The following is a 26845-nucleotide window of genomic DNA, read 5'->3' as shown; positions in this document are numbered from 1 at the left end:
AGGAGCGTTAGCCTGCCTGTCATGACGGGTCGCGAGTTGGACGAACTGGTCGTAGCCGACGCCGAGGCGCTGCGGGTGTGGTTGGTGGAAAACCACGCCAGTTCGCCCGGGGTGTGGCTCGCCCTGAGCCGAAAGGGTGGAACCGTCACCACACTGACCTGGCAGCAGGCGGTCGACGAGGCCCTGTGCGTCGGATGGATCGACGGTCAGGGGCGTAAGGGGGACGAGTCGATATCGTGGCGACGTCTGACGCCACGCCGGCCCCGAAGCGTGTGGTCGCAGCGCAACGTCCTCAACGTGGCCAGGCTGGACTCGCAGGGACGGATGTTGCCCGCCGGTTGGGCCGCGGCGGAGTCGGCGCAGGCGGACGGGCGGTGGGCGGCGGCCTACGCCCCGCCCTCGGCGGCCGAGGTGCCCGCCGACCTGCTGGCCGCGATCGCCGCCGACCCGGCCGCGCAGGCCATGTTCGACGTCCTGACCAAGGCCAATCGTTTCGCGATGACCTACCGCCTCAACGCCGTCAAGCGAGCGGAGACCCGCGAGCGGAAGATCGGCGAGTTCGTCGCCATGCTCGCCCGTCACGAGTCGCTCCAGCCGCAGAAGGCCAAGCCCCAAGACGCCGACTGAACCTGCTGACGGCCGCCGCGCCACTGCCCCTTTCGTCCGGTGATCGTCTGTGATAGACCGGCATCACTGCGTCATTCTGTAACGGGGTCGAAACAGGGAGGCCACATGGCCACGCCGATCAGCCGTCGTTCCGTTCTGGCCGCCGGTGCGGGCGCCGCCGCCGGGTTGGCTCTGCCGGGAGCAGCCGCCCAGGCTTCCCGGTCCTCCACCAAGGTCCGCTTCACGCTCGGCGCCGAGACGCTCGACGGCGGTGAGCAGGTCACCTCGGTCACCCTCAGAACCGGGCGGCTGGGCCGCGTCGACCCGGCCGGCCTGACCACCGGCACGTTCACCGTGCACGCCAAGGCGACCAGCCCGATCCCGCTGGCCCCGGGCGACCTCATCTTCAGCGAGTACGATCTCGACCGCACGGTCACCGCGGCCCGGGTCGGCCGCGACGGCGACATCGTGCTCGACCTCGCGCACGCCGAAGGGCAGATCGGCGGCGGGACACTGGGCTACATCGTGAGCAGGGGGCGCAACGTCCAGCTCGACCTGGTCTACACGATCACGCAGAACAGCCCGGTCGTCGTGCGCGGGCGGCCGGTCACCTTCACGTCGTTCGAGCAGGGCCGGTTGTCGAACCCCGAGGTCGACGCGTTCAGCTATCACACCTCCGGGTCCGGCATGAACTACCGCCTGTACTCGCCGTCGCGCCACCGCCACGGCCGGCGCCCCCTGGTGGTCTGGCTGCACGGCGGCGGCGAGGGCGGTTCCCTGCCCGACAACTACTACGACAACGAGACGCCCCTGCGAGCCAACCGGGGCGCACTGGGCTTCGCCACCCGGGAAGCCCAGCACATCTTCGACGGCGCCTACGTGGTCGCTCCCCAGAGCCAGTCGTTCTGGCTCGAGGACGGCGACCGGTTCGCCCCCCAGATCCGCGACATCATCCGTGACGTGGCCCGGCGCCATCCGATCGACCGCGACCGGATCTCGGTGGTCGGCTGCAGCAACGGCGGTTACATGAGCCTCAAGATGACCGTCGAGTACCCGGACCTGTTCGCCTCCTCGGTGCCCATCTGCGGCGTGGTCCAGTCGTTGCAGCCCGGCGGCGGCCGCCAGATCACCGACGCCGAACTTCAGGCCATCACGACCCCGACGTGGCTGGTGACCTCGCGCGACGACACCACGGTCCCGCCGGAGCCGAACACGGTGCACGCGCACGATCTGATTCCGGGGTCGCTGCTGACCCTCTACGACAACGTCACCTGGGACGGCCACCGGTTCGCCGGCCACTGGTCCTGGATCTACGTGGCCCGCAACGACCCCCGCCAGAACGGCCTCACCGTCTGGCAGTGGATGGCCCGTCAGCGCGCCTGAGCGGGTCAGCGCCGGTCGAACAGGGCGGCCAGCGCCGCGTCCGAGGCGGCCAGGGCAGCGCGGTCGAAGGTGCTGCCGGCGGCGACCAGCTCGGCGGCGCCGGCGCGGTCGAACAGCTCGGCGAGCATGCGCTCGACCTGCGCCGGTGTGCCGGCGACGGCCGCCGCCATCGTCTGCTCGAGGTGCTGCTGCTGGCGTGCGGTACGGGTGGCGGCCCGCACCGCGGCCACCGGTTCCAGGGGCGGGAACACTCCGGTCGTACGGCTGCGGGCCATCGCCCACGCCTCGGGGAGCAACAAGTCGGCGGCCTCGGCGGCGGTGTCGGCGACCAGCACGTCGAGGCTGATGGCCACCCATGGCTGCGGCTGCTGCGGCGACGGCCGGAAGGCGCGCCGATAGCCGGCCAGCGCCTCCAACCCGGGGGCCGGGTCGCCGCCGACACCCAGCAGGGGACCGCCGACGATCACCGGCAACCCCAGCTCGGCGGCGATCCGCAGGCCGGTGCCGGTGGCCAGCACGTACAACGGCACCGGCCCGTCCGGCCGCGGGTGCAGGCCGACCTCCGCCGTTCCGTGGAGGAAGTCGCGCAGCTCCCCGAGGTCGGCCGCGAAATCACGGTCGGTCTGCCGCAGAGCCCGGCGCACCGGCGCGGTGAAGCCGGGCGAGCGGCCCAGCCCCAGGTCCACCCGCCCGGGCGCGAAGGCCGACAGCGTGGCGAACTGCTCGGCGACGACCAGCGGCTGGTGGTGGGGCAGCATCACACCGGCCGAACCGATCCGGATGGTCCTCGTCGCGCCGGCGACGGCGGCCAGGAGCACCGCCGGCGCCGAGCCGGCGATGCCGGGGACCGCGTGATGCTCGGCGACCCAGAACCGGTAGTACCCGAGTCGCTCGGCCTGACCGGCGCGCGCGACCGTGCCGTGCAGCGCCGCCGGCTCGGCCTCGCCGGCCCGGATGCGGGACCGGTCCAGCAGCGAGATGCGAAGCCCGGAGTTGATCACCCCTGGTGCAGCGTCGCCCGGCCGGGGCTTGTTCCCCCGCTCGCCTCAGCGGTTGTCGCCGCTGCCGCCCAGGACGCCCCGGCCCTGGCGGCTGGCCAGCTTGGCCAGGTTCGCGGTGGCGATGTCGTCCAGTGACAGGTCCAGGTAGTCGGCCAGCACCGCCACGTACCAGAGCACGTCACCGAGCTCCTTGGCGATGCCGGCCCGGTCGATCCGGGTCTCGTCGCTGTCGAGGTCGCGGACCCACTTCTTGAACTTCTCAGCGACCTCCCCGGACTCGCCGGCCAACCCGAGCACCAGATGGAGCAGTTCGTTCTTCTTGTCACGCGGCGCCGCCGTCCGCAGGGCGCCGCGCTGGTACTCGTCCAGGTCCATGGCAGACCAGTATGGTCGTCCGATCCGAGGAGGGCGCGGCTACCTCGGTCCCCGTACCTTGCGGGCCCAGGCGACCAGGGCGGGGTCGGCCAACGAGGCGTATTCGGCATCGGCACCGAGGTCGGCGCCGGGCAGCGACGGCACGCTCACGACCACCATCCCGGCCGCCCTCGCCGAGGCGGCCCCGGTGGGGGAGTCCTCGAACGCCACCGTACGGGCGGGGCCGGCGTTCAGCCGCGTGCAGGCAGCCAGATAGAGGTCGGGAGCCGGCTTGGGCTGCTCGACGTCGTCCGCGCTGAGCACGACGCTGAACAGGTCGTCGAGCCCGGCCGAGACGAGTGCGGCGTCGACGAAGGCACGCGGGCTGTTGCTGGCCACCGCGATCGGAATCCGGCCCCGCAACTCCGACACCAGTTCCCGCGCACCGGGCAGCGCGTCGGCGCCGGCCGCGAGCTCGACCGCAACAAGATCGTGCAGCCGGCGTGTCAGCGCCGGCCCGGCACCAGGCCGCCCGAAGTAGTCGGCCATGGCGAGTCCGGCCGCCGCCAAAGACTTGCCGATGACGATCTGCTTCTGATCGATGCCGAACTCGTGCCCGTGCTCAGCGAAGATCGCCGTCTCGGCGCGGGTCCAGCCGGCCTCGGTGTAGGCGAGCAGGCCGTCGTTGTCGAAGACCACAGCGTCCACGTACGCGGGAAGTTCCATCCGCCCGATCTTGCCATCACGGCCGGCCCACGATCAGCCGCAGCGAGCCGTGGAACTCGGGCTGGGTGCGCAGGTGGCCGTGGCGTGCGTCCCAGGCGCCGGAGCCGAGGTCGGCGCGCAGCGCTTCGACCGCCCGGTCGGCCGCCCGCGCGTCGACGAAGCCCCAGGCCGACTGCGCCGCCCGTACCCGCGGGTCGAGAAACTGCTCGGGACGCCCGTAGTAGGCCTCGGTGAACCCGTCGACGCAATCGATCGGGATCGGCACCTCGAGAACCTCGGCGTTGCCCCCGGCCAGCTTCGCGATGATGTCGATGGCCGGGTAGCGCCGCCGCTCCGCCGCGATCAGCTCCGGAGCGTATTCGGCCAGCCAGAGCCGGTCGAGCGCCTCCCCGTCGAACGTCAGCACGACGACGGCCTGCCGCGCGACCCGCCGCAGCTCGCCGAGCCCCCGCCCGACGTCGGACCACTGGTGCACGGTGACGGTGGCCATGGCCGCATCGAACGAGTCGTCGTCGAACGGCAGCTCCTCGGCGGTCCCGTGCAGCGCCGGCACCGCCGTGACCGGACGCTGGGCGCGCATCCGCGCCGACGGCTCGACCGCCACGACGTACCGGTCGTCCGGCTCGTACGACCCGGCCCCGGCCCCGACGTTCAGCACCGTGCGGGCGTCCCCCAGGGCAGCATGGATCATGCCGCCGATGCGTGGATCGGGCCGGCGCTGCACCGCGTACCCGTGTCCCTTGCTCTCGTAGTCGAAATCTCCCACGCGCCGAAGCTAAACCCGTACCTCGGGGTCCGGGTCAACCCGTGTACTGCGGGTACATCCACCGGCAGCGCCTTCCACGGGCGGCGGGAACGGAGTGTGCTGGGCGGATGACCACTATGGCCGTTGTTGGTGCTGGGCCGGGGCTCGGGGCGGCCGTTGCCCGGCGGTTCGGGGCGGAGGGCTTCAGTGTTGCCCTCGTCGCGCGCAGCCGGGAGAAGCTCGACAAGCTGGCCGGGGACCTGCCTGGCGTTGCTGCCCGCGGGTTCGTGGCGGACGTGCGTGACACCGGGGCGCTCGGCGCGGCGCTCGACCGGGCGGCCGAGGAGCTCGGTCCGGTTGAGGTGTTGCAGTACAGCCCGCTGCCGCAGAAGGAGTTCCTGCGGCCGGTGCTGGAAACGACTGTCGATGACCTGAGCGCCGCCGTCGAGTTCTCCCCGGGCGCGATCACGCCGGGGCATCCGACTCACGACCCGGACGTTCTGGCCGAGCGGCTGTGGCGCATGCACACGAGCCGCGGCGAGTTCCGGGTCTTCGCGGAGCCTTTGCCTTAGCCCGGCGCCGAGGGGTGGTCTGTCAGTACGTCTTCCGGTAGTGACTCCCTCGGCCCTGCGGTCTGCTGTTTGCTGGATTCGTCAACGTTATTGTCAGCCGGAGGTCTTCTTGTCCACCGTCAACGCCATTGCCGCTGTCTCGGCCACCGAGCCGCTCGTTCGCACCACCGTCGAGCGCCGGGACGTCGGGCCGCGGGACATTCTGATCGAGATCCGGTACGCCGGGATCTGCCACTCGGACATTCACACCATGCGCGGGGAGTGGGGCGAGATCACCTATCCGCTGACCGTGGGTCACGAGATCGTCGGGCGCGTCGCCGAGGTCGGCGGGGAGGTCACCCGGCATGCGGTCGGCGACCGGGTCGGGGTCGGGTGCATGGTCAACTCGTGCCGCGAGTGCCGGAACTGCCGGGCCGGGCAGGAGCAGTACTGCGAGAACGGGAACACCGGCACGTACGCCAGTGTCGATCGGGACGGCACGATCACCCAGGGCGGGTACTCGACCCACGTCGTGGTCGACGAGGACTTCGTGCTGCGGGTGCCCGAGGCCATTCCGTACGAGGCGGCGGCGCCGCTGCTGTGTGCGGGCATCACCACGTACTCGCCGCTGGCGCACTGGAAGGCCGGACCGGGCACCAAGGTAGCCGTGGTGGGCATGGGCGGTCTGGGCCACATGGCGGTCAAGCTGGCCGTGGCGATGGGGGCCGACGTGACCGTGCTGTCGCAGACGCTGGGCAAGAAGGACGACGGCCTGGCCTTCGGGGCCGGTAATTACCACGCCACCCGCGACGAGGCGACGTTCGAGGCGCTCCGGAACAGCTTCGACCTGATCATCAACACGGTCAGCGCGCCCATCGACATGGCCGACTACCTGGGTCTGCTGCGCCTCGACGGCACGCTGGTCAGCGTCGGCGCCCCGCCCGAGCCGCTGGCCGTGCCGGTGTTCGCCCTGTTCGGCAACCGGCGCTCGTTCGCGGGCTCCGGCATCGGCAGCATCGCCGAGACTCAGGAGATGCTGGACTTCTGCGCCGAGCGTGGCATCGCCCCCGAGGTCGAGATGATCACCGCCGACCAGGTCAACGAGGCGTACGAGCGGGTGCTGAAGTCCGACGTCCGCTACCGGTTCGTGATCGACATCGACTCGTTGCGCTGAGCGCCGGTGGTGGCCCGGCTGTGGAGACGGGGGTCACATCGGCAAGCGCTTGCCCTACCGCAGTGGACTGATCGCCTCTAGCCTCGGATCGGGGGAGGGGTTGAGCCCATGACCAGCGGTGCTGCGGCGCGCGAGGTTCGTGGACGGCGCGCGGAGTGTGCGTTTCTCGACCAGTTGGTCAGCGACGTGCGCTCCGGGCGCGGGCGAGCCTTGCTTCTGCACGGTGAACCCGGAATCGGAAAGTCCGCACTTCTCCGTTACGTCGGCAAACGGTCGTCCGGGTTCCGGGTGGCCCGCGCGGCGGGCGTCGAGTCCGAGGTGGAGCTGCCCTTCGCCGGGCTGCATCAGCTGTGCGCGCCGATGCTGGAGCACCGCGACCGGCTGCCCGGCCCGCAGCGTGAGGCGCTGGCCGTCGTGTTCGGCTACAGCGCGGGCAGCTCGCCGGACAGGCTCCTGCTCGGCGTCGCCGTGCTCAGCCTGCTGGCGGCCGTGTCCGAGGGCAGGCCGCTGCTGTGCCTGATCGACGACGCGCAGTGGCTGGACGAGACGTCGGTGCAGACGCTCACGTTCGTCGCGCGGCGGCTGCTAGCCGAGCGGGTCGGGGTCGTCTTCGCCATCCGGCAGTCGGCCGCCGGTCGCGCCTGGCGGGGCCTGCCAGATCTGGTCATCAGCGGGCTGAGCGGCGACGACGCGCGCGCCCTGCTCGAGGCGGCCGTCCCCGGGCGGCTCGACGAACGCGTACGGGACCGGATCGTGGCCGAGACCCGGGGCAACCCCCTCGCCCTGTTGGAGCTGCCCCGCGGGCTGACGGCGGCCGAGCTGGCCGGTGGCTTCGGGCGGCCGGACGCGCGGCCGCTGGCCAGCAAAATCGAGCAGAGTTTCGCCCTGCGGGTCGGGTCGCTGCCCGCGGCGACCCGGAAGCTGCTGCTGACGGCGGCGGCCGAACCGCTCGGCGACGCCGGCCTGCTGCGCGACGCGGCCACGCTGCTCGGCCTGCCGATGAGCGCGGTGGCGCCGGCCGAGAAGGCGGGGCTGATCGAGGTGGGCTCCCGGGTGCGATTCCGGCATCCGCTGGTCCGGACGGCGGTCTACCGGGTGGCGGCGCCGCACGAACGCCGCGAGGTGCACGGCGCCCTCGGGGAGGCGACCGACCCGATCGCCGACCCTGATCGCCGCGCCTGGCACCGGGCGCACGCGGCCGACGATGCCGACGAGGGGCTCGCGGCCGACCTGGTCGGCTCGGCCGAGCGGGCCCAGCTCCGCGGTGGCATAGCGGCCGCGGCCGAGTTCCTGCGGCGCGCAACCGAGCTCACCCCGGACCCGTCGGCCCGGGCACGCCGGGCTCTGGCCGCCGCCCAGGCCGAGCTGAGTTGCGGGGCTTTCGAGGTGGCGTCGAAGCTGCTGCTCACCGCCGAGGGGCCGGCCGACGAACGGCACCTGGCGCGGGTGAACCTGCTGCGGGCGCAGATCGCGTTCGCGTCCGGCCACGACATGACCGCGCCTCGCCTGCTGCTCGAGGCGGCCCGCCGGTTGGAGCCGCTCGACCTGGAGCTGGCCCGGGACACGTACCGGGACGCGCTGGGAGCGGCGTTGCTCGCGGGCGGGATGGCCGACGGCGCCGGCCTCGACGAGGTGGCGCGAGCGGTGCTGGCCGCGCCGGTGCCCCTGCACCGCCGGCCCGGTGACCTGTTGCTCACCAGCCTCGCTGTGCTCTGGACCGAGGGTTACGTGGCCGCCGTGCCCCTGGCCCAGGAGGCCCTCCGGGCATTCCGGGTGGAGGAGGAGTCGGATCAGCCGTGGCTGTGGCTGGCCGTGGTGACCAGCGCCATGATGTTCGACGAACAGACGTGGGCGGTCCTGAACCACCGGCACGTCCGCGCCGCTCGCGCCCTCGGCGATCTCAGCGTGCTGCCGCTCACTCTCAACTCGCTCGTGTGCCTGCAGATGTTCCGCGGCGAGCGGGCGGCGGCGGCCGCGGTGGTCGCCGAGATCCACGCCATCGGGGACGCCACGGCCGTCGCCCTGGCGCCGTACGGCTCGCTGACCATGGCCGCGTTCAAGGGCGACGAGGGCGTGGCCACGCCGCTGATCGAGGCGACCACGGCCGACGTGGTCGCGCGGGGCGAGGACACCGCCGTGATGGTCATCCACTGGACTCGGGCGGTACTGCTGAACGGCGTGGCCCGATATCAGGAGGCGTTGTCCGCGGCGCGCGCCGCGATCGAGCATCCGAACGAGTCGGGCGTCTGGTACTGGTCGCACGCCGAGCTCATCGAGGCAGCCCTCCGCGCCGACCAGCCGGAGCTCGCCACCGAGGCGTACGGGAACCTGGCCCCGAGGCTGAACGCCGCCGGAACCGACTGGGCGCTGGGCGTGCTGGCCCGCTGCACCGCGCTGCTGCGGACCGGCCCCGAGGCGGAGGCGTGCTTCCGCCAGGCGATCGACCATCTGGGCCGGACCCGGCTGCGGATGGAGCTGGCTCGCGCCCACCTGCTGTACGGCGAATGGCTGCGCCGCGAGAACCGGCGCCGGGATGCCCGCGGTCACCTCCGGACAGCCCACGACATGCTCACCGCGGCCGGCGCCGACGCCTTCGCCGAGCGCGCCCGCCACGAACTGGCCGCCGCGGGCGAGGCGGTCGCCGGCCCTGTTGCCTGGGCTGCCGACAGCCTCACGGTGCAGGAGGCCCACATCGCCACGCTGGCCGGCAGCGGCATGACCAACGCCGAGATCGGCGCCCAGCTGTTCCTGAGCCAGCACACCGTCGAGTGGCACCTGCGCAAGGTCTTCACGAAACTCGGCATCAGTTCCCGTAAACAGCTCCGCCCGCCGTCACAGATCGGGTGACTGTCCGGTCTCGCTGACATGGGATCGATCAGCCTTCCCCGGCCCGTCGCCGTGGCGGTGGGTGGCGGCGGTGTGCTCGGCGCGGCCCACGTGGGCGCCGGCTACGCGCTGGAGCAGCGCGGTTTCGTACCGGACCTGATCGTCGGCACCTCGGTCGGCGCGCTCACCGGGGCCACCGCGGCCGCGCACCCCGATGACGCGGCGCCGTGGCTCGACCAGGTGTGGAGCCGGTTGCGCCGCCGCGACGTCTTCCCGCTGGGCTACCTGTCCTCACGGGCCAGCGTCTTCGCCGACCGTGGCCTGCGCCGGCTGATCGCCGCGGCCGGGCTGCCGGCGGCGATCGAGCAGCTGCCGATCCCGTTCACCGCGGTCGCCATGGACCTGGCCAGCGGCGACCAGGTGCGGCTCGACCACGGAGATCTCGAATCGGCGTTGCTCGCCAGCGCGGCCATCCCCGGGGTGCTGCCGCCGGTCGTCCGGAACGGCCGGACCCTGGTCGACGGCGGGGTGGTCGCCTACGTGCCGGTGCTGGCGGCGTGGCAGGCCGGGGCGGCCAGCGTGCTGGCCCTCTCGATCGGGCCGGAGAGCAGCTCGCTGCCGGCGGCGGTGCCGCACCGGCGGGCCGGCGCCATCGCCGCCCGGGCCGGAGTGCTGATGTTCCGCCACCAGATCGAGCGCGACCTGCTCGAGGTGTCCCGGCACATCCCCACCGTCGTGGTGCCGACCGGGATCGAGGCCTGGCCGGCGCCTTGGGATCTCGGTCAGACCCGGCGGCTGATCAGCACCGCCGCCGCGGCGGCGGGGAACTTCCTCGACCGGCTGGACATCGACGGACCCGGCCTCTACCGGGCCGCGGCGGAATCAACGGAGGTCGAACGATGAGCACCATCGCGTTCCTCAACATCGCCATGCACGGCCGGGTCAACCCGACGCTGCCGGTCGTGGCCGAACTCGTCCGGCGGGGACACACCGTCATCTATCACACCTCGCCCGCCTTCGCGGCCAAGGTCGAGGCGGCCGGCGCCACCGTGCACCTCTATCCCGGTGGTGAGCAGCCGCTGCCCGATCCGCCGACGCCGCTCACCCTGCTGCGCGGGCTGGCCGAGGCGGCCGTCGGGCTGCTGCCGGCCGTGCTGACCGACCTGCGGCGCGTCCGCCCGGACCTGATCGTCCACGATTCCGCCTGCCCCTGGGGTCTGGTGGCCGCGCGGCAGCTCGGCGTGCCCGCGGCGTCGTCGTTCACCACGTTCGCCTTCAACCGCCAGGCGCTCAGTCCGACCCGCCTGTCCGGTGAGCTGCTGGCCGAAGCCCTGGCTCGTCCCGGCGCCGCCCTCGGCTACCTGCGTGCCCGGTCGAAGCTGGGACGCGGGCTGCCCCTGACCGACCTGGGCAACCTGCGCCAGCCGCTCAACCTCGTCTACACGTCGCGCACGTTCCAGATCGGAGCGGAAGCCTTCGGCGATTCCTACCGGTTCGTGGGCCCGAGCATCGGCGCCCGCCCGGCCGATCCGTCGTTCCCGATCGACGAGCTGAAGGACCCCGTCCTGTACGCCTCGCTGGGCACCGTGTTCGACGCCGACCCCCGCTTGCTGCGGACGTTCGCCGCCGCGCTCGCCCCGCTCGGCGGCACCGTGGTGATCGCGACCGGGGCCCACGATCCGGCCGAGCTGGGCCCGCTGCCCGGCAACGTGATCGCCCACCGCTCGGTGCCCCAGCTCGAGGTGCTGGCCCGGGCGGCCATGTTCGTCACCCACGGCGGCATGAACGGCGCCAACGAGGCCCTGCAGGCCGGCGTGCCGATGCTGGTCGTGCCCCAGGGCGCCGACCAGCCGCTGGTGGCCTCGCGGGTGGTCGCCCTGGGCGCCGGCCTGTCGCTGACCAACGACCAGGTCCGCGAGGACGTCGTCCGCGCTCTGGCCCGGCGCCTGCTCGACGAGCCGGGGTTCCGGACGGCTGCGGAGACCGTGCGCGCCGCCCAGCAGGAGGCGGGCGGCTACCTGCGTGCGGTCGACGAGATCGAGCGCTACCTGACGATCGTGCCGGCCGGGCGATGACCGCCGGCGTCGCTCTGCTGCTGGTGCTGGCCGGGCTGTCCGAGGCCGCCGGGCGCGTGCTGCCCGTGGTCGCGGGCCGGTCCGGGGCGTCGCGGGCCGGCGCGGTCGGGTTGCTGCTCACCGGCACCGTCGTGGACGGGGCCGTATTCGCTCTGTGGCCCGTCCTCGCCTCCGCGATCGTAGGAGCACCGCTGTCCTGGACTCCGAGTCTGCTGGCGCCGCTCCTGCTGTCCGCCGTCCTGGCGTTCCCGTTGCTCGGCCCGGCGCTGCACGGACTGCTGCTGCTCGGAGTGGGGGCGGGCCTCACCGGAGCGCTGGCCGCCTCCGCCGAAATCGGTTGGTGGGCGGCCGCCGGCTGCGTGGCCGTGGCCGGCATCGGACTCGCTGCGGCCGTGGACGGGATCCGCCGTGTGGTCGTACGCCTGCACCGGCGCCGGATGCCGGCGGTGGTCGCATGATCGGGCTGGGGCTGCTGCTGCTCGCCGGGATCGGCGCCGTGCTGCTCGTGGAGGGTCTGCTGGCCCGGTACGAGCTGCTGGCCTACGCCGCCGGCTGGCGAGCCCAGGCGACGGCGCTGCCGGCCGGGATGCCGTACGCCCGGGGAGCGCAGGCGGACCGCCCGCCCGACGCCTATCTGGTCTACCTGGACGGCATCGGCAAGCGGCGGTTCCGCGACACCCGCGACGGCGGCCGGCTCGTCCAGGCCGTCCTCGACGGCGCACCCGAACTGCGGGTGCTGGGCCAGGTGCTGCCCTACTCGCCGCTGGCTGATCCGCTGGCCGACCGGCGGGTGTGGGCCTGGCTGCGGCGGCGGGCCGGGCTGGCGCTGTTCCTGCACAACGTGATGCAGATCTTCATCGCCGCCGACCGCCGCTACCGCCCGCACTACAACCGCGCCGTCGGCTCGCAGATCGCCGCCCACCTGCGGCTCGCGGGCTACCAGCCGGACAGCGGGGTGCCGGTCGTGCTGCTCAGCTACAGCGGCGGCGCCCAGCTCGCGACGGGCGCGGTGAACGGCCTCTGGACCCAGCTGCGGTGCCCGCTGCTGTTGATCTCGATCGGCGGCTTCCACAACGGCGCCAACGACCTCACCCACGCCCGGCGCCTCGACGTGATCACCAGTTCGGCCGACTGGATCGAGCACCTCGGCGCCCGGATCTTCCCCCCGCGGTGGCCGCTGCTGCGCGCGAGCGGGTGGAACCGGGCGGTCCGGGACGGCAAGGTCTCCGTGCATCGGCTCGACCCGGCGACCCACGTCGGCCCGCGCAGCTACATCAGCCCGGAGGTCCGGATGCCGGACGGGCGTACCTATCTCGAGCGGACAGCGGCCACCGTGATCGGGCTGATCCGTCAGCACGTCAGCGACGGACGGTACGCGGCGGGGTAAGGCGCTCCGCACCGGCTGTCCGGCGTATCCGGAACTTGCCATCCGACAATGACCGCGCCGGACGCGTGCGCCATACTTCGGTGCCTTTGTCGTGAGGAGAGCCGATGTTCCGCGCACGCCTGCGAGGGTGGACGCTGCGCCGCCGGGTGGCGGTGCTGTTCACCGTGGCCGGGATTCTGCTGGCCGGCATCGGTGCGCTGGCCGCCGTGACCGCGGTCGACAGCAACGACAACCTCGACGTGATCCTCGAGAAGACCGGGCCGATGCGCGTCGCCGGCCAGGAGCTCTACTCGGCCTATCTCGACCAGGAGACCGGCGTACGCGGATACGCGCTCAGCCGGTCGGCCGAGAACCTCCAGCCGTACGAGGAAGGGATGATCACCGAGCGTGACCTGCTCACGCGGATCGAGACGCTGAACGCGTCCGACGGCACGGCGGCCATCACCACCAGCCTGCAGGTCGTGCGAGACCGGGCCGCCGACTGGCGCCGCACCGTGGCTCAGCCGGTCATCGACGGGGACTCCACCGGAAACATCGGCACCGAGCAGTTCGACGCCCTGCGCGCCGCCGTCGACCAGCTCCAGGCCGACATTCTCGACCTGCGCAACGAGGCGGCCGCGGCCGCCCGGCGCACCGGTTCCACGCTGGTCGTGCTCGAGATCGGCGCCGCCCTCATCGTCATCGTGGTCGGCGCGCTGATGCTCATCCTGCTCAACCGGCTGGTCGCCCGGCCGGTCACCGAGCTCGCCGGGCAGGTGCGCCAGGTGGCCGGCGGCGACTACGAGCGGCCCATCACCAGCGGCGGTTCGCCCGAGCTGCGCAGCCTCGCCGCCGACGTGGACGGCATGCGCCGGCAGATCGCGCGGGAGCTGACGCTGGTCCGGGAGGCGCGGGCCGAGGTGGAATCGGCCAACGAGCGGCTGGAGGCGAAAGCCGAGGAGCTCACCCGCTCCAACCGCGACCTCGAGCAGTTCGCCTACGTCGCCTCGCACGACCTGCAGGAGCCGCTGCGCAAGGTGGCCAGCTTCTGCCAGCTGCTTCAGCGGCGATACGGGGGTCAGCTCGACGAACGCGCCGACCAGTACATCGGCTTCGCGGTCGACGGCGCCGAGCGGATGCAGCGACTGATCAACGACCTGCTGGCGTTCAGCCGCATCGGCCGGCTCACGGCCGGCTTCAAGCGGGTCGAGCTCGACCAGGTGCTGCCCGAGGTGAAGTCGCAGCTCGAGGCCCGGGCCGGCGACGACGCGCGGATCAGCTGGGGCGACCTGCCGGCCGTGGAGGGCGAGGAGCCGCTGCTGACGACGCTGTTCGTCAACCTGATCGGCAACTCACTGAAGTTCCGCCGCCCCGACGTGCCGCCCGAGGTGCGGGTGACCGCCGAGCGCGACGGCGACGAGTGGAAGATCAACGTGCGCGACAACGGGATCGGCATCGAGCGCGAGTTCGCCGACAAGGTGTTCGTCATCTTCCAGCGCCTGCACCCGCGCGACGCGTACGAGGGCACCGGCATCGGCCTGGCCATCGTCAAGAAGATCGTCGAATACCACGGCGGCCGGATCTGGCTCGACCACGACGTCGAGCAGGGCGCGTCGATCTGGTTCACGATCCCCGCCCTGCCCGACTCCTCACCCGATTGAGATCAGCGCGCGTGCGTCAGGGCCCACTCCAGGGCCCGGTCGGCCACCCGTTCCCAGCCCGGCTCGGCGCAGGTCCAGTGCGAGCGGCCGGGGAACTCGTGGTACTCGGTGATCGTGCCGGCCGCCTTGTAGTGCTGGGCGTTCGACTTGTTCACCGACGGCGGCATGATGTGGTCGGCCCCGCCGGCCAGGAAGAGCAGCGGCGCCCGGTCCTCGTTGTGGAAGTTCACCCAGGTCTCCTGCTTGCCCGGCGTGAAGTTGGCCAGCAGCCCGTACGCCCAGACCCAGCTGCCCGGAGCGGGAATCGCGTACCGGTCGTAGGCGGCCCGCGAGTCCGCCTCGGACAGGGTGTTGGTGAACGCGTAGTGCCACTGCTCGGGCGTGAATCCGGCCGCCTGGTGGCGCTTGGCCGGGTTGTTGAGGATCGGGAACAGCGACTTGATCTGCGACGGCGGGCTGACCCGGACGCCCTCGGGTGGCGCCGAGTCGATCACCACCCCGGCCGCGCCGTGCCCCCGGTCGAGCAGCAGCTGGGTCAGCGTGCCGCCGAACGAGTGCCCCATGATGATCGGCTTCTCCGGCAACCCGGCGATGACCTTCTCGAGGTGCGCGACGGTCTCGGGCACGGTGGCGGCCACGATCGGCGCCGGATCGGCCCGCAGCGCCTCGACTTCGACCTCGAACCCGGGATAGGCCGGCGTGACCACGGTGTGTCCCTGTGCCTCGTAGTACGGAACCCAGTGCTCCCAGCTGCGCGGCGTCACCCACAGGCCGTGGACGAGAACGATCGTGCTCATGCGATCTCCTTGATGAGGGCGGCGGTCACCCGGGGCTGCGAGATCATCGCGACGTGCGAGGCGTCGACCTCGGTGACGCGTGCGCGGGCCCGCCGGGCCATGAAGCGCTGGGCGGCGGCGGGAATGAGATTGTCGTTGCGGGCCACCAGATAGGCCGACGGGATGGTCTTCCACGCCGGTGGTCCCGACGGCTCGCCCAGCGTGTGCACGTCGCCGGGCCGTTGCGCGGCCGCCATGAAGTCGGTGGCGGCCTTGGGCAGATCGGCCGCGAAGACCTCCCGGAAGAACTCGGGCTTCACGTAGCCGTCGATGCTGCCGGGGTAGGGACGGAAGTCGAGCGAGGGCTCGCCCAGCTTGGTGCCGGGGTACTTCAGCTGGAGGCCCTGCACCGTCTCGCCCTTGTCGGGCGCGAAGGCGGCCACGTAGACCAGCGCCTTGACGTTCGGGTTGCCCACCGCGGCGTTGGTGATGACCACCCCGCCGTACGAGTGGCCGACGAGCACGAGCGGGCCGCTGAGCGTGGCAAGAACGCTGCCGAGGTACGCGGCGTCACCGGCGACGCTGCGCAGCGGGTTGGCCGGGGCGAGCACCCGGTAGCCGTCGCGCTGCAGGATGCGCGCGACGCCCTCCCAGCCCGAGGCGTCGGCGAAGGCGCCGTGCACGAGGACGATCGTGGGCTTCTTCCGGCGGGACGACGGGCTGGCCTGCGCCGCGGCGGCGGGCAGCCCGGCCAGGGTGGCGGCTGCGGCCGATCCGGCGAGCAGGGTCCGGCGGGTGGGTGACATGGGTTCTCCTTCCAGAACATCTGCCGGTCAATCTGCCGGGGACGGGCGGCGGGCAAATCCGTATGTTGACTGCGTCAGGGAAGTGCGTCGAGGGCGGCGCGCAGCTGGGAACGGCCGCTGATGCCGAGCTTGGGATAGATGCGGTAGAGGTGGGAGCTGACCGTGCGGTGCGACAGGAACAGCCGCTGGCCGATCTCGCGGTTGCTCAGGCCGGCCGCGGCGAGCAGGGCCGTCTGCAGCTCCTGGGCGGTCAGTCGTTCCCCGGATCGCACGGCCCGGCCGGTGCTCTCCTCGCCCGAGGCGCGCAGCTCCTCGCGGGCGAGCCGGCCCCACGCATGCGCGCCCAGCTCGTCGAAGCCGTCGCGGGCGGCCCGCAGCGACGGCCGGGATTCGAGGATCCGCTTGCGGCGGCGCAGCCAGGTGCCGTACGCGAGCTGGAGCCGCGCCCGGTGCACCGGCCATTCGGTGTGGTCGAGCGCGAACGCGTGCGCGAACGCCGGTCCGGCCTGCTCGTCCGGGGCGAGAACGGCTTCCGCGTACGCGAGAGAGCGCTGCAGCATCGGTGACGGGAACCGCTCAGCGCGCTCCCGCGCCCGTCCGACGATCCCGCTCACCTCGCCGCGGCGGCCCGACCGGACGGCGGCGTCGGCCAGATCCGGCAGCGCCCAGCCCGACATGTCGAGGTGGTGGACCGAGTCGGCCGGGTCGAAGACGCGGGTCAGCATGGCCAGTGCCTCCTCGTAGCGCCCCTCGGCGTTGGCCGCGACGCCCCGCGCGTGCTGGGCGGCCTCGGCCGCGAACCGCACCCCGGTCACGAGCGGGCTGGCCAGCACGGCATCGGCCAGCCGGGTGGCCGGGCCGCTGTTGCCGGCCATGGCCTCGTGCAACGCCCGGCTGGCCCGGGCGGCCACCACCCAGAACTGCTCGCCGGTCTCCTCGGCGAGCGCCTCCGCCTCCTCGGTGTCGGCCCGCACGGCCGGCCACCGCCCCAGCCACAGCCGGATGAAACCGGCGGACGACAACGTGCGGGCGAGAAGCGCCACCCGCCCCTGCGCGCGGTATCCGGCGGCCACGGTGGTCATCATCGACGAGGCGGTGACGAAGTCGCCGAGGACCAGCGCCGCCCCGCCCAGGAAATGCAGGCCGTCGGTGTCGGTGCGGTCGGGTGTCAGCGTGGGCAGCCGGCGCAGCACGTCCGGGCCCAGCGCGTCGGGCTGGGCGTAGGCGGCGACGGCCAGCGCGCGCGGATCGTCGTCGTCGAGGCCGAGCTTGTCGAAGACGGTCATCACCCGGGCCCCGGCCTCCGGCGGCAGGCAGGCCCACCAGCAGCGCGACGCGGCCCGCCAGCACAGCATCGCGGCCAGCCCGGTGTCGCCGGCCGCGTACGCGTCGAGCGCGTGCCCGCACAGCTCGTCGATCCGCGCCAGGTCGCGGACGTCGCCCGGCTCCACCATGTCGCGGACCACCTCCAACCGGCCGCGCTCGGTCACGTCCCGCGGCCGCGGGTCGATCCGCGCGACGAGCCGGGCCGCCACCCGCCGGTCGTGCAGCTGCGAGGCCAGGTCGGCCGCGCTCAGCAGCAGCGACGACCGCCGTACGGGATCGGTGGTGAGCTCGGACGCGCGGTCGAGCCCGGTGACCGCGACGCCGAGCGCCCCGCGTTCCAGCGCCCGCCCGGCGGCCGCCTCCAGCTCGGCGCTGACCTCGTCATCGGGCCCGAGCGTGGAGGCGCTGCGGTGCCAGGCCCGCCGGTCCGGGTTGTCGTCGAGCGTGCCGGCCAGCACCGAGTGGATGGTCAGCCGGGCGATGTCGCTCACCGACCGGTACACCGCCGAGCGCACCAGCGGGTGCCGGAAGCGCAGGCGCTGGGCGTGCACCTGCAGCAGGCCGGCGTCGATGGCGGGCTGGATCGCCTCGGCGGTGACCTCGGTGCGGGTCAGGATCGCGGCCACCGCCAGGAGAGTGGGCAGCGGGCAGCCGGTGTCGGCGGCGAAGACGGCAAGCACGGCCCGGGTCTCGGCCGGCATCTGCTCGAACCGGTCGGTGAACGCCGACTCCAGCCGGTCGTTGAGCGGCAGCAGTTCGGGCGCGCTGTCGGGGCCGGTCTGCCCGCTCTCCGAGGCCAGCAGGCGGGGCAGCTCGACCAGCGCGAGCGGATTTCCGGCGGCCTCGGCGAGGATCCGGTCCCGCAGGCGCGGCGGCAACTCCGCCGCGTGGTCGTCCAGGATCCGCCGCGCGGCGTCGTCGCCCAGCTCGGCCAGGTGCAACCCGCGCAGGCCGGTCCGGCACAGCACATCGGTGTGCTGAGCCCGCACGGCGAACAGGACGGCGATCGGCTCGACTGTCAGCCGGCGGGCCACGAACGCGAGCACCTCCAAGGTCTCGGGGTCGAGCCAGTGCGCGTCCTCGGCCACGACGAGCAGGGGACTGCGGGCCGCGTGCTCGCCGAGCAACTCCAGCACGGCGAGCCCGAGACTGAAGAGGTCGGGCCGGGTGTCGTCCTGGCCGAAGGCGCCCCGAAGCGTGCGCTGCAGGCGTGGGGTCAGCCGGGACAGAGTGCCCAGCAGGGGTGCGAGCAGCTGGTGCAGCCCGGCGAAGGGCAGCGCTGTCTCGGCCTCGGCGCCGTTGGCTTGCAGCACCACCATGCCCGAGGCGGTCGCCCGGTCGCGTGCGACGGCGAGCAGCATGGTCTTGCCGATGCCGGCGTGGCCGCGGACGACCAGCGCCCCGCCCCGCTTCGCGCGTGCCTCACCCAGGAGGCTTTCCACTACCGATAGTTGACTGTTGCGGCCGTGCATCTCCACGACAAGGAACCTCGCACCTCGGCGACGGCCGATGTTTTCTGAGCGCGCACAGGTCTGACGCCTGCGTGCACATTCACGGCCGGCTGACGAGCTGGCGTGGGGTGACCCCGAACGCCTCGCGGAAACGGCTGGAGAAGAAGCTCGGGTTGGAGAAGCCCCACGCGCGGGCCACGGCCGCGATCGACGTGTAGCGGCGGCGCGGCGAGGTCAGGTCGCTGCGGGCCCCCTGCAATCGCTGCTCGATGATGGACTGCTCCAGGCTCTGGCCCAGCGACTCGTACATCTTGTAGAGCGCCCGGACCGAGATGGCGTTGGCCGCGGCGATCCGGGCCGGCGTCAGCTCCGGGTCGCGCAGGTTGTTGCGCACGTACGCCTGCACCCGCGCCGTCAGCGACGAGTGCATCGCCTCGCGCAGCCGCCGGCCGTCGTCCGCCGCCGAGACCACCAGGGCCCGCATCAGCTCGGCCGAGGCGGCCCCCAGTTCGGCTGCTCCGGCGCCTGCCGCCAGCAGATCGGCCTGGGCCGTCACCCGGGCCACGTGGTCGCGGACGAGGTCGTACAGCGGGCTGCCCCGCAGCTCCCGGGCCGCCGTGTGGATCAGATCGCGGGGCAGGCCCAGGTGCTCGACGTCCACGTGCAGGGCGTAGGACGCGCCGCTGCCCTTCCACCCGTAGACGTACGGCTGGGAGAGGTCGACCAGGATCAGGTCGCGCGGCCCGAACAGGCGCTCCTCGCGGCCCCAGGTCATGTGGTTGTCGGTGCGCATCGGCAGGGCCAGCACGATGGACCGCTCGGTCTCGGCCCGCGACATCTTCGGTGTGCGGCGCAGCACCGTCCCCGACGCGTCGATGGTGAACACCTTGGCCGCGCCGAAGTCGGCCACGCTCATCCGGGCCCGGATGGCCGCCGGGTCCTCGAACGAGGCCATGCTCGACGAACAGTTGGCGCTGACCGTCGCCTGGAAGGCCGCGGCGCGGTCGGCGGCCGGGAGCGCTCCCGTGTCGAGAACCAGCATGGGCCGACCGTAGCGATCATCAGCGCCGGGGCATCGGCCCTCGGTGCAGCGTTGTCGGCCTACTGTGCACGTTGCCGCCATTGTGAGGGGGTCACGCCGTACCGGGCCTTGAACCGGCGGGTGAAATGGGTGGGATCGCGGAAACCCCAGCGCAGCGCGATCGCGGCGATCGGCAGGTGCCGCCGGTCGGGCCGGGTGAGTTCCTGGCGTACGCGGTGCAGGCGCTCGGTGATGATCCACTGCTCGAGGCTGAGGCCGGCGTCGGCGCAGAGCTTGTAGAGCTGCCGCAGCGAGATGCCGTGCGCCGCGGCGATCATCGCGGGCGTGAGTTCCGGGTCGGCCAGGCGCAGCCGGGTGAAGGCGCGGATCCGGGTCAGCAGCGTCTCGGCGAACACCGGCCGGGCGTGCCGCCGGGAGCGGGCGGCCGAGACGAGCAGCGCCCGCACCAGGTCGATGCTGGCGGCCGCCGTGGCCGCGGCCGCCGCCGGATCCGCCGTGATACCGGCCGGGTCGTGGCCGAGCTGCGCGATGTGCGCGGTGACCAGGCGGTAGATCGGGCTCCTGGTGAGCTCGGCCGAGGCCCGGCGCACGACGTCGAGCGGAAGGCCCAGCTGGTCGTACGGAATCTGCAGCGCCCCGGCCCCGCCGTCGCCCGACCACGAATAGTCGTACGGCGCCGACAGATCGACGGCGAGCAGCTCACCCGGCGGGACGACACGCTGATGCCCGCCCTGCTCGATCCGCCCGTCGCCCCGCTGCTGCACGGCCAGCGCGACCACCGGCATGGCGTCCTGCCGGGCCAGCTTCGCCGTACGCAGCAACCGGATCCCCGACGACCGGTGCGTGAAGATGTTGGCCTCGCCGAACTCCCACACCTCGAGGCGCGCGTGCACCGCGCCGGCCGGATCCTCGTGCAGCACGTGACAGGGCGCCGAGGCATACAGCATCGCCGCGTTCACGGCCTCGACCCGCTGTTCCGCGGCCAGCGCCGCGGTGTCGAGCACGTACCCCATGGGGGTGAGTGTCGCACCGCCGGACGGCGACCGGAATCAGCCGTCCAGCGCGGGCAGAGTGATCTGGGACGCGCGGGCGGCGTCGTGGAAAACCTCGAAATGGCAGGGGCGGCCGGCGGTGGCGGTGGCGAACGGCTCGTCCGTGCCCATGTTGCGGGCGTAACGGGGGAACGCGCCGCCGCTGACCTGCACGCGCAGGCGGTGCCCGGCGCGGAAGCGGTAGGCGGTGGGGAACAGCTCGACGGGCACGGCCAGGACCCCGTCGGGGCCGGGCTCGATGCCGGGCGCGTCGAGGGTGCGCGGGTCGAGCCGGCGGATGCCGTCCACGACGTTGCGGGAGACACCCTTCTCGTCGACGTCGCAGAGGCGGACGAAGACATCGGCGTACGGGATGGACGTGCGCACGTGGATGGTCGCGCTGACCGGGCCGACGATGTCGAGATCCTCGGACAGCAGCGGGCCGGTGAAGACGAGGACGTCGTCGCGCGCCTCGACCAGCCGGTTGTCGGCCTGCTTGCCCGGCGGCTGCAGCAGCGGGCCGCCCACGGTCGGGGTCGGGCGGGCCGGGTCGTAGGTGAACCGGCTCGGGCCACCGCGGTCCTCGGGCTCAGGCACTTCGGCCAGGCCGCCGCCGCTGCCCAGAATCAGGACCTTCTCCCGTACGGCGTTCGGCGGCCACTCCTCGAACTCGAGCCACCTGTTCGCCCGTTGCAGGTGGACGCGCACCGGCGCGCCCGACGGCGCCGGACCGCCGCGCAGGTGGTGGTCGAGCCAGGCCGCGTCGGTCCGCACGATCGTCCGCAACTCGCCCGGTTCCCCGTGCAGCCACGGCCCGACGACGAGCCGGGCCGGCACCCCGGCCGCGCGCAGAGCCGTGTAGTCGGCCAGGTTGCCGCCCAGGAACAGATCCCACCAACCGGTGACCATGCTGACCGGCGGCATCCGGCTCAGGTCGGCTCCGTCGTGGTCGGCCTGCGCCCAGAAGTCGTCGCCCGGTTCGGCGTGCGCCACGAAATCCCGCCAGAACGGCACCGGCGCCTCCGCCACCTGAACGTCGACCGCCTGCAGGGGCAGCCGGCCCAGCGCCCGGCGCACCCGCGTCCGCACCCGGGGGTCGGGCATCCCGGCGAGCAGCCCCGGGCGCTCCTGGCGGCCGATCTGGGCCGACCAGCTCAGCGCGGTGTGGATCGACGGCACGCCCTGCTCGTAGAACAGGCGGTTGGTGACGTTGGCCGACGTGATGTGCGGGGCGACGCAGGTCAGGGGCGGGTCGGCGTACGGGGCGACGGCCCACTGGGTGTGCCCGAAGTAGCTGCCGCCGATCATGGCGATCCGCCCGTCGCACCACTCCTGCTTGCGCAGCCAGTCGACGGTGGCCAGGCCGTCGTCGCGCTCGGTGGTGAACGGCCGGAACTGCCCGCCCGACCCGAACGTGCCCCGCGTGGCCTGCATGAACACCTGGAAACCGCGGCGGGCGAGCGGCGCCGCGAACACCTGCCCGAACGCGCCGTCCCGCCCGTACGGCACCCGGATCAGCACCACCGGCAGCGGCCCGTCCACCCCGACCGGCCGGTAGTGGTTGGCCAGCAGCGCGACGCCGTCGAGCATCGGCACGGAGACGTCCCGGCGGATCTCGTACGGCACGGCCCGCACCGGCAGTCCGAGCGCGAGGTCCGCGGCCAGTCCGGCCAACCTGCTGATCTTCGCCATGATCGCAACGTAACCCATGACCGGGTACGACGCTCAGCATGACGGCGGCGGCGGGAGCAGGCCGTCTTCTCGATATCTGTTCGGACATGTCACGACAGCCGTTCGTCCGTTCGACGCCTCCGATTGTGCGATCCGGGAAACCGGTCTATGTTTCGATCAAACCGGTTTAGTAACTCCGAAGAGGTGCAATGACCAGGGCAGACAGGCCGACGATCCGCGACGTGGCGCGCGCCGCCGGGGTCTCCAAGGGCACCGTCTCGTTCGCTCTGAACGGGCGGCCCGGAGTCTCCGAGGACACTCGCGAGCGGATCCTGGCCGCGGCGCGGGATCTCGGCTGGACGCCGAGCACCAAGGCCCGGGCCCTGTCCGTCTCCCGCTCGTTCGCCGTCGGCCTGGTTCTCGCCCGCGAACCCGAACTGCTCGGCGCCGACCCGTTCTTCCCGTCCTTCATCGCCGGCGTCGAGCGCACGCTCTCCGACCGCGGGCAGGCCCTGGTTCTGCAGGTCGTGCCCGAGAGCGAGGAGGAGGCCGGCTATCGGCGGCTGGCCGGCGCCGGCCGGGTCGACGGGGTGTTCCTGCTCGACCTGCGCGTCGACGACCCGCGGATGGCGCTGCTCGAAGAGCTGGGGATGCCGGCCGTCTCGATCGCCCGGCCCGACGTGCCCAGCGGCTTCCCGGCCGTGCTGGTCGACGACCGGCCGGGAATCGCGGCGGCGGTGGAACACCTCGCCGGCCTGGGGCACCGCCGCATCGCCCACGTCGCCGGGCCGGCCCACTTCCTGCACGGCTCGCGCCGCCGCCGGGCGTTCGAGGACGCCCTGGCCGAGGCCGGCCTGCCCGCCGGGCCGGTTGTCGAGGCCGACTTCTCGGCGGCGGGGGGAGCAGCGGCCACCCGACGGCTCCTGGACAGCGACGTCACGGCGATCGTCTACTCCAACGACCTGATGGCCATCGCCGGCCTGTCCGTCGCCGTCGAGTGCGGCCGGGCCGTGCCGGCCGAGCTGTCGGTCACCGGCTTCGACAACACCGACCTCGCGGGCTATGTCAGTCCCGCGCTCACCAGCGTGCGCACCGACCCGTACCTGTGGGGCCGGAAAGCCGCCGAGGCTCTGCTCGATCTGATCGACGGCGGGACGGTCGACGACGTACCCGTTCCCGCCGCCCAGCTGGTAATCCGGGCGTCCACCGCGCCCCCGCCCCCGCAGTAAGAACGGAGAAACGATGAAACGCACCCTCCCGGCCGCCCTTCTCGCCCTCTCGCTAGCTGTCGTCGCCGGTTGCGACGGCGGCGGCGGTGGGGACGCCGACCAGGCCAACGCCGCCACCGGCCCGATCACCATCTGGCTCTCCAACAACCAGGAGGAGCTGGCCTGGGGCAAGGCCATGGTCGAGTCGTGGAACGGTCAGCACGCCGACCAGAAGATCACCGCGCAGGAGATCCCGGCCGGCAAGAGCTCGGAAGAGGTCATCGGCGCCGCGATCACGGCCGGCAACGCGCCCTGCCTGATCTGGAACACGGCGCCGGCCGCCGTCCCGCAGTTCCAGAAGCAGGGCGGCCTGGTCGCCCTTGACTCGTTCGACGGCGGCGCGCAGTACATCGCCGACCGCACGGGCGACACGGCCGAGCAGTACAAGTCGCCGGACGGCAAGTTCTACCAGCTGCCGTGGAAGTCCAACCCGGTCCGGATCATCTACAACAAGGACATCTTCGCCAAGGCGGGGATCGACCCGGAGAAGCCCGCTCTCGCCACGTACGACGAGTTCCTGACCGCCGCTCGCAAGATCAAGTCTTCGAAGGCCGCCCAGGCCGCCATCTATCCCGCCCCGAGCAGTGAGTTCTTCCAGTCCTGGTTCGACTTCTACCCGCTGTTCGCCGCCGAGACCGACGGCACGCAGCTCGTGAAGGACAAGAAGGCCCAGTTCAACACCCCGCAGGGCCAGGCCGTCGCGAACTTCTGGAAGACCCTGTACGACGAGGGCCTGGCGCCCAAGGAGATGTACAACGGGGACTCGTTCGCCGACAAGAAGGCGGCGATGGCGATCGTCGGCCCGTGGGCGATCAAGGTGTACGGCGACAAGGTGAAGTGGGGAACCGTCCCGGTGCCGACCTCCACCGGCAAGCCGGCCGATCAGATCAAGACGTTCAGCGACGCCAAGAACGTGGCCATGTACAGCGCCTGCCAGAACCGGGCCACGGCCTGGGAGGTCATGAAGTTCGCGACCAGCCAGGAGCAGGACGGCAAGCTGCTCGACGCCACCGGCCAGATGCCGCTGCGCAAGGACCTGCAGACCGCCTTCCCCGACTACTTCGCGAAGAACCCGGACTACAAGCCGTTCGCCGACCAGGCCGCGCGCACGGTCGAGGTGCCCAACGTGCCCAACTCCGTCGCCATCTGGCAGGCGTTCCGGGACGCGTACTCGGAATCGGTGATCTTCGGTAAGAAGCCGGTGGCCGACTCCTTCGCCGGCGCCGCCGAGAAGGTCGACCAACTGGCCAGCGGCTCCTGATGGCGGCCGCAACCGCGGCCGTGAAGCGCAACCGGGCGGCGGGCCTTCTCGGCCGCCACCCGGTGGGCATGATCCTGGCCGCCCCCTACGCCGTCTACCTCGCGGTCATCTTCGCCTACCCGTTCGGGTTCTCGGTGTGGATGAGCTTCCACGACTACTTCTTCGCCGCGCCCGGCGCCATCGTCGACCACCCGTTCGTCGGGCTCGACAACTACAAGGCGGCGCTCACCGACCCCGCGGTCGGGCAGGCGTTCAAGAACATTCTCATCTTCCTGGTCATCAACGTGCCGCTCACGACCGGTCTCGCGCTCGTGCTGTCGGTAGCGCTCAACCGGGTGGTACACGCCCGGACGTTCCTGCGGGTCTCGTTCTACGTCCCGTACGTGACGGCGAGCGTCGCCGTGGTCGGCGTGTGGCTGTTCCTGTTCAACTCGGGCGGCCTGGTCAACTCGCTGCTCGGCCCGCTCGCGCCCGACCCGTCGTGGCTCGTCAACGAGGGCTGGGCGATGCCCGTCATCGCGTTCTTCGTGACCTGGAAGCAGCTCGGCTTCTTCATTCTGCTCTATCTGGCCGCGCTCCAGAACGTGCCCAACGAGCTCTACGAGTCGGCCTCGGTCGACGGGGCCAACGGCTGGAACAAGTTCTGGTCGGTGACCGTGCCGGCGGTGCGGTCTTCGACGGCGCTCGTGGTGATCCTGGCCCTCATCACCGGGGCCAACCTGTTCACCGAGCCTTACCTGCTGACCGGGGGCGGCGGCCCGAACGGGTCCTCGTCCTCGCCGGTGCTGATCATGTATCAGCGCGGGATCCAGCAGGGTGAGCCCGACTTCGCGGCCGCGCTGGGCGTGATCCTGGTGCTCGGCACGCTGGTCGTCGCGTACCTCAACCGTCGGTTCATCGAAGGGCGGGACTCATGAGGCGCTGGCCGACCGTCGTGCGCTACTTCCTGTTGTTCCTGGGCGCACTGATCTTCCTGTTCCCCTTCTACTACATGCTGATCGGCTCGTTGCAGTCGTCGCCGGACACGTCCGTGAAGGGCGCGTTCCCGACCTCGGGGCTGACGCTGGACAACTACCAGGACATCAACTCGCGGGTCGACCTGCTCGGCTCGCTGGTCAACTCGGGCATCTTCACCGGCGGCGTGCTGCTGGGGACCGTCGTGTTCGGCACTGTCGCGGGCTACGCGCTGGCCCGGCTGCAGTGGCGCGGGCGGGGCGTGCTGTTCGCGCTCGTGCTGCTGGTGCAGGTGATCCCGTTCCAGCTGCTGCTGATTCCCCTGTACGTGCTGATCGTGCGCGGCTACGGGCTGGCCGACAACTACCTCGGCATGATCCTGCCGTTCGCCATCAACACCACGGCGGTCTTCATCTTCCGGCAGTTCTTCCTGCAACTGCCGGACGACCTCTTCGCGGCGGCCCGGCTCGACGGCGCGAGCGAACTGCGGATCCTGCGGTCGGTCGCCCTTCCCCTCGTACGCCCGGCTCTGCTCACCGCGGTCCTGCTGACCTTCATCGGACCGTGGAACGAGTTCCTCTGGCCGTTCCTGGTCACCAAGGACGCCGACATGCAGCCCCTGGCCGTCTCGCTGGCCAACTACATCAGCAACGTGTCGTCGCGGGCGTCGAACCCGTTCGGCGCGATCCTCGCCGGCGCGTGCGTGCTGGCGGCGCCCGCGGTCGCGCTCTTCGTGGCCTTCCAGCGGCAGTTCATCTCCACCGACATCGGCTCCGGCGTGAAAGGCTGAC

The 26845-nt window shown here is 72.2% G+C and carries 24 protein-coding genes; 14 read left to right on the top strand and 10 right to left on the bottom strand.

Going from position 1 to position 26845, the window contains the following annotated elements; translation table 11 throughout:
• Nucleotides 1-21 precede the first annotated feature (21 nt).
• Together KXC43_RS06745 and KXC43_RS06740 are read left to right on the top strand one after the other, a co-directional pair.
• A complete protein-coding gene (locus tag KXC43_RS06745) occupies nt 22-627 on the top strand; it encodes a YdeI/OmpD-associated family protein (RefSeq protein WP_221375068.1) in 606 nt (201 codons plus the stop codon).
• 105 nt (nt 628-732) lie between these two features.
• Nucleotides 733-1989 carry a prolyl oligopeptidase family serine peptidase gene (locus KXC43_RS06740; RefSeq protein WP_221375067.1) on the top strand — a complete coding sequence of 419 codons (1257 nt, stop codon included), beginning with the start codon at nt 733-735 and terminating at the stop codon, nt 1987-1989.
• A gap of 5 nt (nt 1990-1994) precedes the next feature.
• On the opposite strand, the gene KXC43_RS06735 is transcribed toward KXC43_RS06740, so the two are convergent.
• Genes KXC43_RS06735 through KXC43_RS06720 form a run of 4 tightly spaced genes read right to left on the bottom strand, consistent with a single transcriptional unit; the run spans nt 1995 to nt 4836 of the window.
• Nucleotides 1995-2990, bottom strand: coding sequence for an MsnO8 family LLM class oxidoreductase (locus tag KXC43_RS06735; RefSeq protein WP_308128986.1), 996 nt, complete (start codon nt 2988-2990; stop codon nt 1995-1997).
• Between the two features lie 45 nt (nt 2991-3035).
• Nucleotides 3036-3365, bottom strand: a complete 330-nt coding sequence (locus KXC43_RS06730) for a nucleoside triphosphate pyrophosphohydrolase family protein (protein WP_221375066.1) — start codon at nt 3363-3365, stop codon at nt 3036-3038.
• Nucleotides 3366-3404: 39 nt separating this feature from the next.
• Entirely contained in the window at nt 3405-4070 is a 666-nt protein-coding gene (locus KXC43_RS06725) for an HAD family hydrolase (RefSeq protein ID WP_221375065.1), read from the bottom strand.
• Nucleotides 4071-4086: 16 nt separating this feature from the next.
• The gene (locus tag KXC43_RS06720) at nt 4087-4836 is read right to left on the bottom strand and encodes a class I SAM-dependent methyltransferase (protein WP_308128985.1); all 750 of its coding nucleotides are present in this window, start codon (nt 4834-4836) and stop codon (nt 4087-4089) included.
• Between the two features lie 107 nt (nt 4837-4943).
• Here KXC43_RS06720 and KXC43_RS06715 point away from each other — a divergent pair, with 107 nt between their 5' ends.
• From KXC43_RS06715 to KXC43_RS06680, 8 genes are all read left to right on the top strand, one after another.
• Entirely contained in the window at nt 4944-5387 is a 444-nt protein-coding gene (locus tag KXC43_RS06715; RefSeq protein WP_221375064.1) for an SDR family NAD(P)-dependent oxidoreductase, read from the top strand.
• Between the two features lie 109 nt (nt 5388-5496).
• A complete protein-coding gene (locus tag KXC43_RS06710; RefSeq protein ID WP_221375063.1) occupies nt 5497-6540 on the top strand; it encodes an NAD(P)-dependent alcohol dehydrogenase in 1044 nt (347 codons plus the stop codon).
• A 108-nt stretch (nt 6541-6648) separates the two neighbouring features.
• Nucleotides 6649-9387, top strand: coding sequence for a helix-turn-helix transcriptional regulator (locus KXC43_RS06705; RefSeq protein WP_221375062.1), 2739 nt, complete (start codon nt 6649-6651; stop codon nt 9385-9387).
• An 18-nt stretch (nt 9388-9405) separates the two neighbouring features.
• On the top strand, nt 9406-10269 hold the full coding sequence (locus tag KXC43_RS06700; protein ID WP_221375061.1) for a patatin-like phospholipase family protein: 864 nt from the start codon (nt 9406-9408) through the stop codon (nt 10267-10269).
• A complete protein-coding gene (locus KXC43_RS06695) occupies nt 10266-11441 on the top strand; it encodes a macrolide family glycosyltransferase (RefSeq protein ID WP_221375060.1) in 1176 nt (391 codons plus the stop codon). The genes KXC43_RS06700 and KXC43_RS06695 overlap by 4 nt, the downstream gene beginning before the upstream one ends.
• Nucleotides 11438-11899, top strand: a complete 462-nt coding sequence (locus KXC43_RS06690; protein WP_221375059.1) for a hypothetical protein — start codon at nt 11438-11440, stop codon at nt 11897-11899. The genes KXC43_RS06695 and KXC43_RS06690 overlap by 4 nt, the downstream gene beginning before the upstream one ends.
• Nucleotides 11896-12828 carry a hypothetical protein gene (locus KXC43_RS06685; protein ID WP_221375058.1) on the top strand — a complete coding sequence of 311 codons (933 nt, stop codon included), beginning with the start codon at nt 11896-11898 and terminating at the stop codon, nt 12826-12828. The genes KXC43_RS06690 and KXC43_RS06685 overlap by 4 nt, the downstream gene beginning before the upstream one ends.
• Nucleotides 12829-12932: 104 nt before the next feature.
• A complete protein-coding gene (locus KXC43_RS06680) occupies nt 12933-14468 on the top strand; it encodes a sensor histidine kinase (protein ID WP_221375057.1) in 1536 nt (511 codons plus the stop codon).
• Nucleotides 14469-14470: 2 nt separating this feature from the next.
• On the opposite strand, the gene KXC43_RS06675 is transcribed toward KXC43_RS06680, so the two are convergent.
• From KXC43_RS06675 to KXC43_RS06650, 6 genes are all read right to left on the bottom strand, one after another.
• Entirely contained in the window at nt 14471-15265 is a 795-nt protein-coding gene (locus KXC43_RS06675; RefSeq protein WP_221375056.1) for an alpha/beta hydrolase, read from the bottom strand.
• Nucleotides 15262-16050 (bottom strand): alpha/beta fold hydrolase, encoded by a 789-nt coding sequence (locus tag KXC43_RS06670; RefSeq protein WP_221375055.1) that lies wholly within the window; start codon nt 16048-16050, stop codon nt 15262-15264. The genes KXC43_RS06675 and KXC43_RS06670 overlap by 4 nt, the downstream gene beginning before the upstream one ends.
• Before the next feature lie 74 nt (nt 16051-16124).
• Complete coding sequence (locus KXC43_RS06665) at nt 16125-18848, bottom strand: AAA family ATPase (RefSeq protein WP_255643663.1); 2724 nt, start codon at nt 18846-18848, stop codon at nt 16125-16127.
• Between the two features lie 79 nt (nt 18849-18927).
• Nucleotides 18928-19869, bottom strand: coding sequence for an AraC-like ligand-binding domain-containing protein (locus tag KXC43_RS06660; RefSeq protein ID WP_221375053.1), 942 nt, complete (start codon nt 19867-19869; stop codon nt 18928-18930).
• A gap of 59 nt (nt 19870-19928) precedes the next feature.
• Nucleotides 19929-20882, bottom strand: coding sequence for a helix-turn-helix domain-containing protein (locus tag KXC43_RS06655; protein ID WP_221375052.1), 954 nt, complete (start codon nt 20880-20882; stop codon nt 19929-19931).
• 36 nt (nt 20883-20918) lie between these two features.
• On the bottom strand, nt 20919-22592 hold the full coding sequence (locus KXC43_RS06650) for a CocE/NonD family hydrolase (protein WP_221375051.1): 1674 nt from the start codon (nt 22590-22592) through the stop codon (nt 20919-20921).
• A 188-nt stretch (nt 22593-22780) separates the two neighbouring features.
• On the opposite strand from KXC43_RS06650, the gene KXC43_RS06645 reads away from it, so the two are divergent.
• Genes KXC43_RS06645 through KXC43_RS06630 form a run of 4 tightly spaced genes read left to right on the top strand, consistent with a single transcriptional unit; the run spans nt 22781 to nt 26844 of the window.
• Nucleotides 22781-23800, top strand: a complete 1020-nt coding sequence (locus KXC43_RS06645) for a LacI family DNA-binding transcriptional regulator (protein WP_221375050.1) — start codon at nt 22781-22783, stop codon at nt 23798-23800.
• A 13-nt stretch (nt 23801-23813) separates the two neighbouring features.
• On the top strand, nt 23814-25100 hold the full coding sequence (locus KXC43_RS06640; protein ID WP_221375049.1) for an extracellular solute-binding protein: 1287 nt from the start codon (nt 23814-23816) through the stop codon (nt 25098-25100).
• Complete coding sequence (locus KXC43_RS06635) at nt 25100-26017, top strand: carbohydrate ABC transporter permease (protein ID WP_221375048.1); 918 nt, start codon at nt 25100-25102, stop codon at nt 26015-26017. The genes KXC43_RS06640 and KXC43_RS06635 overlap by 1 nt, the downstream gene beginning before the upstream one ends.
• Entirely contained in the window at nt 26014-26844 is an 831-nt protein-coding gene (locus KXC43_RS06630; protein WP_221375047.1) for a carbohydrate ABC transporter permease, read from the top strand. Before KXC43_RS06635 ends, KXC43_RS06630 begins: the two co-directional genes overlap by 4 nt.
• Nucleotide 26845: the final 1 nt, after the last annotated feature.

It is taken from the genome of Paractinoplanes polyasparticus, from assembly GCF_019710575.1.
GTDB lineage: Bacteria > Actinomycetota > Actinomycetes > Mycobacteriales > Micromonosporaceae > Actinoplanes > Actinoplanes polyasparticus.
The sequence above is the reverse complement of the archived record's forward strand: the minus strand, read 5'-3'. Positions and strand labels throughout refer to the sequence as shown.

What these genes read in the sequence shown, in the direction of transcription:
- KXC43_RS06740 (WP_221375067.1), top strand. Translation starts at nt 733, where the DNA reads ATGGCCACGCCGATCAGCCGTCGTTCCGTTCTGGCCGCCGGTGCGGGC.
- KXC43_RS06665 (WP_255643663.1), bottom strand. Translation starts at nt 18,848, where the DNA reads ATGCACGGCCGCAACAGTCAACTATCGGTAGTGGAAAGCCTCCTGGGT.
- KXC43_RS06670 (WP_221375055.1), bottom strand. Translation starts at nt 16,050, where the DNA reads ATGTCACCCACCCGCCGGACCCTGCTCGCCGGATCGGCCGCAGCCGCC.
- KXC43_RS06745 (WP_221375068.1), top strand. Translation starts at nt 22, where the DNA reads ATGACGGGTCGCGAGTTGGACGAACTGGTCGTAGCCGACGCCGAGGCG.
- KXC43_RS06730 (WP_221375066.1), bottom strand. Translation starts at nt 3,365, where the DNA reads ATGGACCTGGACGAGTACCAGCGCGGCGCCCTGCGGACGGCGGCGCCG.
- KXC43_RS06705 (WP_221375062.1), top strand. Translation starts at nt 6,649, where the DNA reads ATGACCAGCGGTGCTGCGGCGCGCGAGGTTCGTGGACGGCGCGCGGAG.
- KXC43_RS06685 (WP_221375058.1), top strand. Translation starts at nt 11,896, where the DNA reads ATGATCGGGCTGGGGCTGCTGCTGCTCGCCGGGATCGGCGCCGTGCTG.
- KXC43_RS06715 (WP_221375064.1), top strand. Translation starts at nt 4,944, where the DNA reads ATGACCACTATGGCCGTTGTTGGTGCTGGGCCGGGGCTCGGGGCGGCC.
- KXC43_RS06700 (WP_221375061.1), top strand. Translation starts at nt 9,406, where the DNA reads ATGGGATCGATCAGCCTTCCCCGGCCCGTCGCCGTGGCGGTGGGTGGC.
- KXC43_RS06675 (WP_221375056.1), bottom strand. Translation starts at nt 15,265, where the DNA reads ATGAGCACGATCGTTCTCGTCCACGGCCTGTGGGTGACGCCGCGCAGC.
- KXC43_RS06635 (WP_221375048.1), top strand. Translation starts at nt 25,100, where the DNA reads ATGGCGGCCGCAACCGCGGCCGTGAAGCGCAACCGGGCGGCGGGCCTT.
- KXC43_RS06645 (WP_221375050.1), top strand. Translation starts at nt 22,781, where the DNA reads ATGACCAGGGCAGACAGGCCGACGATCCGCGACGTGGCGCGCGCCGCC.
- KXC43_RS06655 (WP_221375052.1), bottom strand. Translation starts at nt 20,882, where the DNA reads ATGGGGTACGTGCTCGACACCGCGGCGCTGGCCGCGGAACAGCGGGTC.
- KXC43_RS06630 (WP_221375047.1), top strand. Translation starts at nt 26,014, where the DNA reads ATGAGGCGCTGGCCGACCGTCGTGCGCTACTTCCTGTTGTTCCTGGGC.
- KXC43_RS06695 (WP_221375060.1), top strand. Translation starts at nt 10,266, where the DNA reads ATGAGCACCATCGCGTTCCTCAACATCGCCATGCACGGCCGGGTCAAC.
- KXC43_RS06725 (WP_221375065.1), bottom strand. Translation starts at nt 4,070, where the DNA reads ATGGAACTTCCCGCGTACGTGGACGCTGTGGTCTTCGACAACGACGGC.
- KXC43_RS06690 (WP_221375059.1), top strand. Translation starts at nt 11,438, where the DNA reads ATGACCGCCGGCGTCGCTCTGCTGCTGGTGCTGGCCGGGCTGTCCGAG.
- KXC43_RS06680 (WP_221375057.1), top strand. Translation starts at nt 12,933, where the DNA reads ATGTTCCGCGCACGCCTGCGAGGGTGGACGCTGCGCCGCCGGGTGGCG.
- KXC43_RS06660 (WP_221375053.1), bottom strand. Translation starts at nt 19,869, where the DNA reads ATGCTGGTTCTCGACACGGGAGCGCTCCCGGCCGCCGACCGCGCCGCG.
- KXC43_RS06650 (WP_221375051.1), bottom strand. Translation starts at nt 22,592, where the DNA reads ATGGCGAAGATCAGCAGGTTGGCCGGACTGGCCGCGGACCTCGCGCTC.
- KXC43_RS06640 (WP_221375049.1), top strand. Translation starts at nt 23,814, where the DNA reads ATGAAACGCACCCTCCCGGCCGCCCTTCTCGCCCTCTCGCTAGCTGTC.